General features: G+C 73.0%; 6 protein-coding genes and 1 pseudogene. 4 read left to right on the top strand and 3 right to left on the bottom strand.

Features of this window, described 5'->3' with window-relative positions; genetic code table 11:
- Together ACFXA3_RS26925 and ACFXA3_RS26920 are read left to right on the top strand one after the other, a co-directional pair.
- Window positions 1-241 (top strand): annotated as a pseudogene (locus ACFXA3_RS26925) (LysR family transcriptional regulator); the annotation flags it as partial.
- A gap of 49 nt (window positions 242-290) precedes the next feature.
- A complete protein-coding gene (locus ACFXA3_RS26920; protein ID WP_385190917.1) occupies window positions 291-1,535 on the top strand; it encodes an MFS transporter in 1,245 nt (414 codons plus the stop codon).
- A gap of 22 nt (window positions 1,536-1,557) precedes the next feature.
- Here the strand turns inward: ACFXA3_RS26920 and ACFXA3_RS26915 are convergent, their stop codons facing one another.
- Window positions 1,558-1,833 (bottom strand): isoamylase early set domain-containing protein, encoded by a 276-nt coding sequence (locus tag ACFXA3_RS26915; protein WP_385190915.1) that lies wholly within the window; start codon window positions 1,831-1,833, stop codon window positions 1,558-1,560.
- Window positions 1,834-2,099: 266 nt separating this feature from the next.
- Between ACFXA3_RS26915 and ACFXA3_RS26910 the strand changes: the two genes are divergently transcribed.
- Window positions 2,100-2,972 carry an alpha/beta fold hydrolase gene (locus ACFXA3_RS26910; RefSeq protein WP_385190914.1) on the top strand — a complete coding sequence of 291 codons (873 nt, stop codon included), beginning with the start codon at window positions 2,100-2,102 and terminating at the stop codon, window positions 2,970-2,972.
- 63 nt (window positions 2,973-3,035) lie between these two features.
- Here ACFXA3_RS26910 and ACFXA3_RS26905 read toward each other — a convergent pair whose 3' ends face one another.
- Window positions 3,036-3,416 (bottom strand): hypothetical protein, encoded by a 381-nt coding sequence (locus tag ACFXA3_RS26905; protein ID WP_385190912.1) that lies wholly within the window; start codon window positions 3,414-3,416, stop codon window positions 3,036-3,038.
- Window positions 3,417-3,643: 227 nt separating this feature from the next.
- Window positions 3,644-4,297 (bottom strand): GNAT family N-acetyltransferase, encoded by a 654-nt coding sequence (locus ACFXA3_RS26900; RefSeq protein WP_385190910.1) that lies wholly within the window; start codon window positions 4,295-4,297, stop codon window positions 3,644-3,646.
- Window positions 4,298-4,512: 215 nt separating this feature from the next.
- Here ACFXA3_RS26900 and ACFXA3_RS26895 point away from each other — a divergent pair.
- Window positions 4,513-5,463: acetyl-CoA carboxylase biotin carboxylase subunit family protein (locus tag ACFXA3_RS26895; RefSeq protein ID WP_385190909.1), on the top strand; the 951-nt coding region annotated here is incomplete at its 3' end.

Here is a 5,463-nt window from a genome sequence, read left to right as displayed (position 1 = left end):
CCCCGGGGTCTGCGTGGGGCGGGCCCCGCGGCGGGGCGCCCCCCCGACCCCCGCCGCCGCGGCGGCGCACGCGCTGGGCCTGCACCTGCTGGACATCCCGGTGCCGCTGCCGCCGTTGACGATCGCCATGGCCTGGCACCCGCGCCACACCGCCGACGGCGCCCACCAGTGGCTGCGCGACGCGGTGCGCCGGGTACTGCGCCCGATCCGGGAGAACCAGCCCGGGCCTTATTGCAAGTAGTTCGCAATAAGGCCTACTCTTGGCGCCTCCTCAGGATGCGGAGCAGCCCATGCCCCACCTGCTGCCGGAACCCGGACCGCAGCGCACCATCGCCGCCTCGAACTTCGTCTACACCGTCGGCAGCGGCCTCTACCTGACCGCGGGGGTGCTCTACTTCACCCAGGCGGTGCACCTGCCTGCAGCCCAGGTCGGTCTCGGGCTCGGGATCGCCGGCGTCCTCTCGCTCGCGGTGGGGATCGCCGTCGGCCACCTCGCGGACCGGCGCGGTGCGCGCGAGGTCTACGCCGGCACCCTCGTCGTACAGGCCCTGGCGACGGCCGGTTTCCTGCTGGCGGACGGCTTCTGGCCGTTCGTCGTCGCGGTGTGCGCGGCCACCGGCGCGAAGGGCGCCGGTCTGGCCGCGCGCAGCCCGATCATCCGGCACCACGGCGGGGACCGGCCGCAGGAGTTCCGCGCCTACCTGCGCGCGGTGACCAACATCGGCATCTCGCTGGGCGCCGTACTCGCGGGGTGGGCCGTACAGGTCGGCACCCACAGTGCCTACCAGCTGATGGTCGTCGGGAACGCGGTCGCCCTCGCGGCCTCCGCGCTGATCGTGCTCCGCCTGCGGCCGGTCGAGCCGGCGCCGGCCGCGGACGGCCCGCGCTGGATCGCACTGCGGGACCGGCCGTACCTCGCGCTCACCCTGCTGGACGGCATCATGGCCATCCAGTTCAAGGTGCTGACCGTCGCCGTACCGCTCTGGCTGATCGCAGCCACCACGGCCCCGCACTGGCTGATCTCGGGCACCATGCTGCTGAACACCGTGGTCGTGGTCACCTGTCAGATGCGGGCCGGCCGCAGCATCGACACCCCCACGGCCGGCGCCCTCGCCTACCGCCGCGCCGGATTCGCCTTCCTCCTGGCGTGCGTGCTGATCTCGCTGACCCAGTCCATCCCCGGCTGGGCCGCGGCGACCCTCCTGCTGGCCGGGGTCGCCGTCCACACGATCGGCGAACTGTGGCACGCGGCCGCCGGGTTCGAGATCTCCTTCGCCCTGGCGCCACCGCGGGCCACCGGTCAGTACCTCGGCGTCTTCGGCCTCGGCGCCGGCCTGGCCGAGGCCGCCGGCCCGGCCCTCCTCATCTCCCTGTGCATCACCTGGGGCCGCCCGGGCTGGTACGTCGTGGGAGCCCTGTTCGCCCTCACGGGCCTGGCCGCCCCCCTCGCCGTCCGCCGGGCACGACCCCACGACCCCGCCGCACGGCCGCAGCCCGGGGCGCCGGTCGCGCACGCCGGCCCCCTGGGGGCGTAGCGGGCCGGGCCCGCCGCGGCGGTCAGGTGTGGAGGCGGTTGTTGGTGCCGTCGTGGTGGTCGGCGTCGCTGTCGTCGAACCAGTAGTCGCCGGCGGCGAGGTAGCGGAAGGCGTGGGTGCCGTGGGGAGGGAGGGCGACGCTGGCCGCCCGCGTGCCGTCACCGCGCGGGGCGAGGGGGTGGGCCGCCGGGTTCCAGTGGTTGAAGTCTCCGACGACGCTGACCGGCCCGGGCGGAGTGTCCTCCGGGAGGACGAAGGTGACCTCGGTGCGGTTCTTGAGCCGCTTGCGTTCGAGCACGGAGGAACTCCAACCGTGGGGAGGGGCTACGGGGTTCACGCATCCTCGTACCCGTACCCGGGCCCGGGACCCGGACGCGCCCGCAGGACCGGGCGCTCTCACTCGGCCGGCTGCCGGACACCGCCCGGCCACGGGGCGGCCGCACGGTTCGAGAAGGCCTGCGCCGCTGCATTCCGGTTGTGACGGCCGTCCCTTGTCGCCGACCATTGACGATCATCAGGTCTGATGCCCCAGAACCCCGGAAAGTGAGCAGACCCATGCCACCCATGCACCCTGTGCACCCCGTGCAGCCGACGTTCGTGCTGGTTCACGGAGCCTTCTCGAACTCCTTCGCCTTCGCACCGCTCCAGGCCGAGCTCGGCCTCCTCGGACACCGTTCGGTGGCCGTCGACCTGCCCGGCCACGGTTTCGGGGCCACGTTCACGCGCGCCTACCAGACGCCGCAGGATCCCGAGGGCCTCGCCACCACGCCCGGCTCGATCAAGGGCGTCACGCTCGCCGACAACGCCGCGCACCTGATCGGGATCCTCGAACGGGCCAAGCAGAACGGGCCGGTGATCCTCGTCTCCCACAGCCGCGGCGGCATCACGGCCACCGCGGCGGCGAACATACGCCCGGACCTGATCGACCGCATCGTCTACGTCTCGGCCTGGTGCCCCGTCGAGCTCGACGTCAACGACTACTACGCCGAGCCGGAGATGGCCACCGTCGACGCCGCCTCCCTGGGGCTGGCGCTGGCCGCGGACCCGGCCGAACTCGGTCTGCTCCGGGTCAACTTCCGCACCGCGAACCCGGACGCCCTCGCGGCCTTCAAGGCGGCCTTCCTCGCCGACGGCACCGACGAGGAGTTCCTGACTTTCCTGAACACCTTCCAGCCCGACGAGAACCTGGACGTCGGCACCTCCGCCGACCGGGCCCGGGCCGAGACCTGGGGCCGCATCCCGAAGACCTACGTCCGCCTGACCGACGACACGAGCCTGCCGCTCGCCCAGCAGGACCGGCTGATCCGCGAGGGCGACGCGCTGACGCCGGACAACCCCTACGACGTCCGCACCCTGGCGGGCAGCCACCTGAAGTGGCTGGTCGCCCCGGCGGCAGCGGCCCGTGTCCTGGGCGAACTCGCGGACCCGGCGCAGTAGCCCGGGAGCGCAGGCCGAGGCGGCGGCGGCCGTTCGCCCGTACGACCACCGCCGCTCACACGGCTACGCGGACCTGCGGCGGAGGAGACGGACGACCCCGTAGGCGACCACGATCAGCAGGACGACGACGATCGCGATGATCACGAGCGTCTTGATGAACCCGCCGCTCTTCTTCTTGCTCTTCTTCTTGGGCTTCTTGTTCCCGGTCACGACCTGGACCGGGGACGACACCGACGCCGCGGAGAGCGCCGTCGAGCCGGTACCCGCCGCGGGGAGCCCGCCCGGCGCGAGCGCCGCCGCGGCCGCCGGCGCCTGCCGGACGGCGGGTACGGCCGCCGAGGCGGTCGCCGCAGGACCCAGCAGCAGCCCGGCCACCACGAGGCCCGGCAGGAGCGCCGACGCCGCCGGTATCGGGAGCGCCTTCAGCACACGGTGTCTCTTCATGCTTCCTCAGTTCTGCGATGCCCCGGCCGGAACGCCCGGAGGGGTTCCGGCCGGGGGAGCCTGCGAGCATCGTCGGCGACTTCGACTGCCCCGGCAAGGACATGGGGCATGGCCGACATGCATTCGATATCCGTTCGGCGGTCCTGATCCGGCGGGAACGGACCGGCCTCCGTCCGCAGGCGGACGAAAGCCGGTCGCCACGCGGATCAGGTCCGCGGTCGCGGGGCTCACGTCCTCGGCGGCGGTGCCGGATCGTCGCGGAACAGGCTGGTCAACGGGCCGTGGGTGCGCCAGCCCAGGGACTCGTACAGTGCCCGTCCCTCGGTCGTCGCGGCCAGTACGGCGGCCGGGGAGCCCGAGGCGGCGGCGGCGTTCCCCAACGTCCGCATGACCAGGCTGCCGAGGCCCTTGCGGCGGTGCGCCGCGGAGGTCTCGACCTGGTCGAAGACGGCGGTGCCCCCGGGGCCCGGCACGGCGACCTGCCCCCGGGCGGCCAGCGCGCCGTCCCGCGTCGCGACGAGCACCCGCGTGACACCGCCCCGCGTCCAGGTGCGTACCCGGTACCCCTCGGGGGCGCCTGCGGCGGCCGCCCGGAGCGGCGCCGACATCAGGAAGCCCTCGTCGTCGAAGCTCCAACCGGGCGCCACCCACGGGGCGACGGTCCGCGGCGGCAGGAAGACCTTGAGCCAGGTACCCGGGGCGGTGGCCGTCTCCGTCAGTTTGCGGACCAGCGCCTCGTCGGCATCGGCCAGCACGTGCCGCGTGACGTGTCCGCTCAGCCCCACGTCGACGGTGAAGCCCCAGGGCTCGGCAACGGGCGGCGCGGCTCCGCGTGAGACGACCCAGCCCTCCACCCACGAACGTACGAGTCCGGCGTCCATCCAGATCCTTCCGTAAGGTGCACACGCGTTGACCGCACCTTACCTGGCAGCGCCGACAGCCGCGCGCACCGCACCACGCCAGTCTTTTGCCAGATCTAGGCAATATTGTTTGCCCTGATTGACAACCCGCTTCCCGTGCTGGGTTAATGAGCCGTCACGCTCTTGCCGGAATTGGCAACTTCGGGCACGGCTGCACAGCACGAGGAAGGAAGCGCATGGAGAACGCAAGCCCCCCCAGGATCCTGATCGTGGGCCTCGACCGCTATGGCATGCGGGCATGCGTCCGCCTCGGCCTGGAGGTCACCGTCGTCTGCGGGACGGCCGTCTGGGACCAGGGCCACATCGCGATACCCGACGAGGTCACGGTGATCCGCGTCGACGACCACACCAGCGCCGAGGCCGTCCTCATGGCGCTCACCCGCGCCGGGCTGACCTCGGAGTCCTTCGACGCCGTGTACACCACCGCCGAGGACTCCCTCGTGATGGTCGGCCTGCTGGCCGCCCACCTCGGCCTGCCGGCCGTACCGCCCGACGTCGCCGTGCGCTTCCGCGACAAGTCGGTGCAGAAGCGCGAGATCAGGGCCGCCGGCCTGGCCACGGCCGCGGCCGTGGTCGTCGACGACGTCCACGACGTCGCCGCGATCACCGAACTCGCCTCCGCCAAGGCCGTGCTGAAGCCGGTCGCGGGAGCGGCCACCGAGCGGACGACCGTCGTCTCCTCCGTGGCGGACCTGCGCAGCCGCAGCGAGGAGTACCGGAGCCAGGGCACCAAGCAGCGCACCTTCATCCTGGAGGAGTTCGTCCGGGGCGAGGAATGGATCGCCGACGGCGTGCTGTACGAGGGTGAGCTGTTGTTCTGCGCCCTCGGCCGGTACGGGGACCCGTGCCTGACCGCGGTCGACAGCGGACGCCCGCTCAACTTCCGGCACTTCGACCCCGCCGACGAGAGCTGGGCCTACGACCGGGCCCTCCCCGTGATCACGGCCTCGCTCACGGCGCTCGGCCTGCGCGACGGGGCGTTCCACATGGAGCTCTTCCACGACCCCGGGACCGGTGCGCTCACCTTCGGGGGGGGGGGCCCCGGGCCCCCGCGGGCCCCCCGGCCGGGGGGGGGGGGAGCCGAGTTTAAAGTAGGAGCTGGGCCGGGGGCGGGGCAGGGGGGGAGA

The organism is Streptomyces sp. NPDC059456 (genome assembly GCF_042750055.1).
GTDB lineage: Bacteria > Actinomycetota > Actinomycetes > Streptomycetales > Streptomycetaceae > Streptomyces.
The sequence above is the reverse complement of the archived record's forward strand: the minus strand, read 5'-3'. Positions and strand labels throughout refer to the sequence as shown.

Excerpts from the sequence above, each read along its gene's own strand:
- ACFXA3_RS26920 (WP_385190917.1), top strand. The coding sequence starts at position 291 with ATGCCCCACCTGCTGCCGGAACCCGGACCGCAGCGCACCATCGCCGCC.
- ACFXA3_RS26900 (WP_385190910.1), bottom strand. The coding sequence starts at position 4,297 with ATGGACGCCGGACTCGTACGTTCGTGGGTGGAGGGCTGGGTCGTCTCA.
- ACFXA3_RS26905 (WP_385190912.1), bottom strand. The coding sequence starts at position 3,416 with ATGAAGAGACACCGTGTGCTGAAGGCGCTCCCGATACCGGCGGCGTCG.
- ACFXA3_RS26910 (WP_385190914.1), top strand. The coding sequence starts at position 2,100 with ATGCACCCTGTGCACCCCGTGCAGCCGACGTTCGTGCTGGTTCACGGA.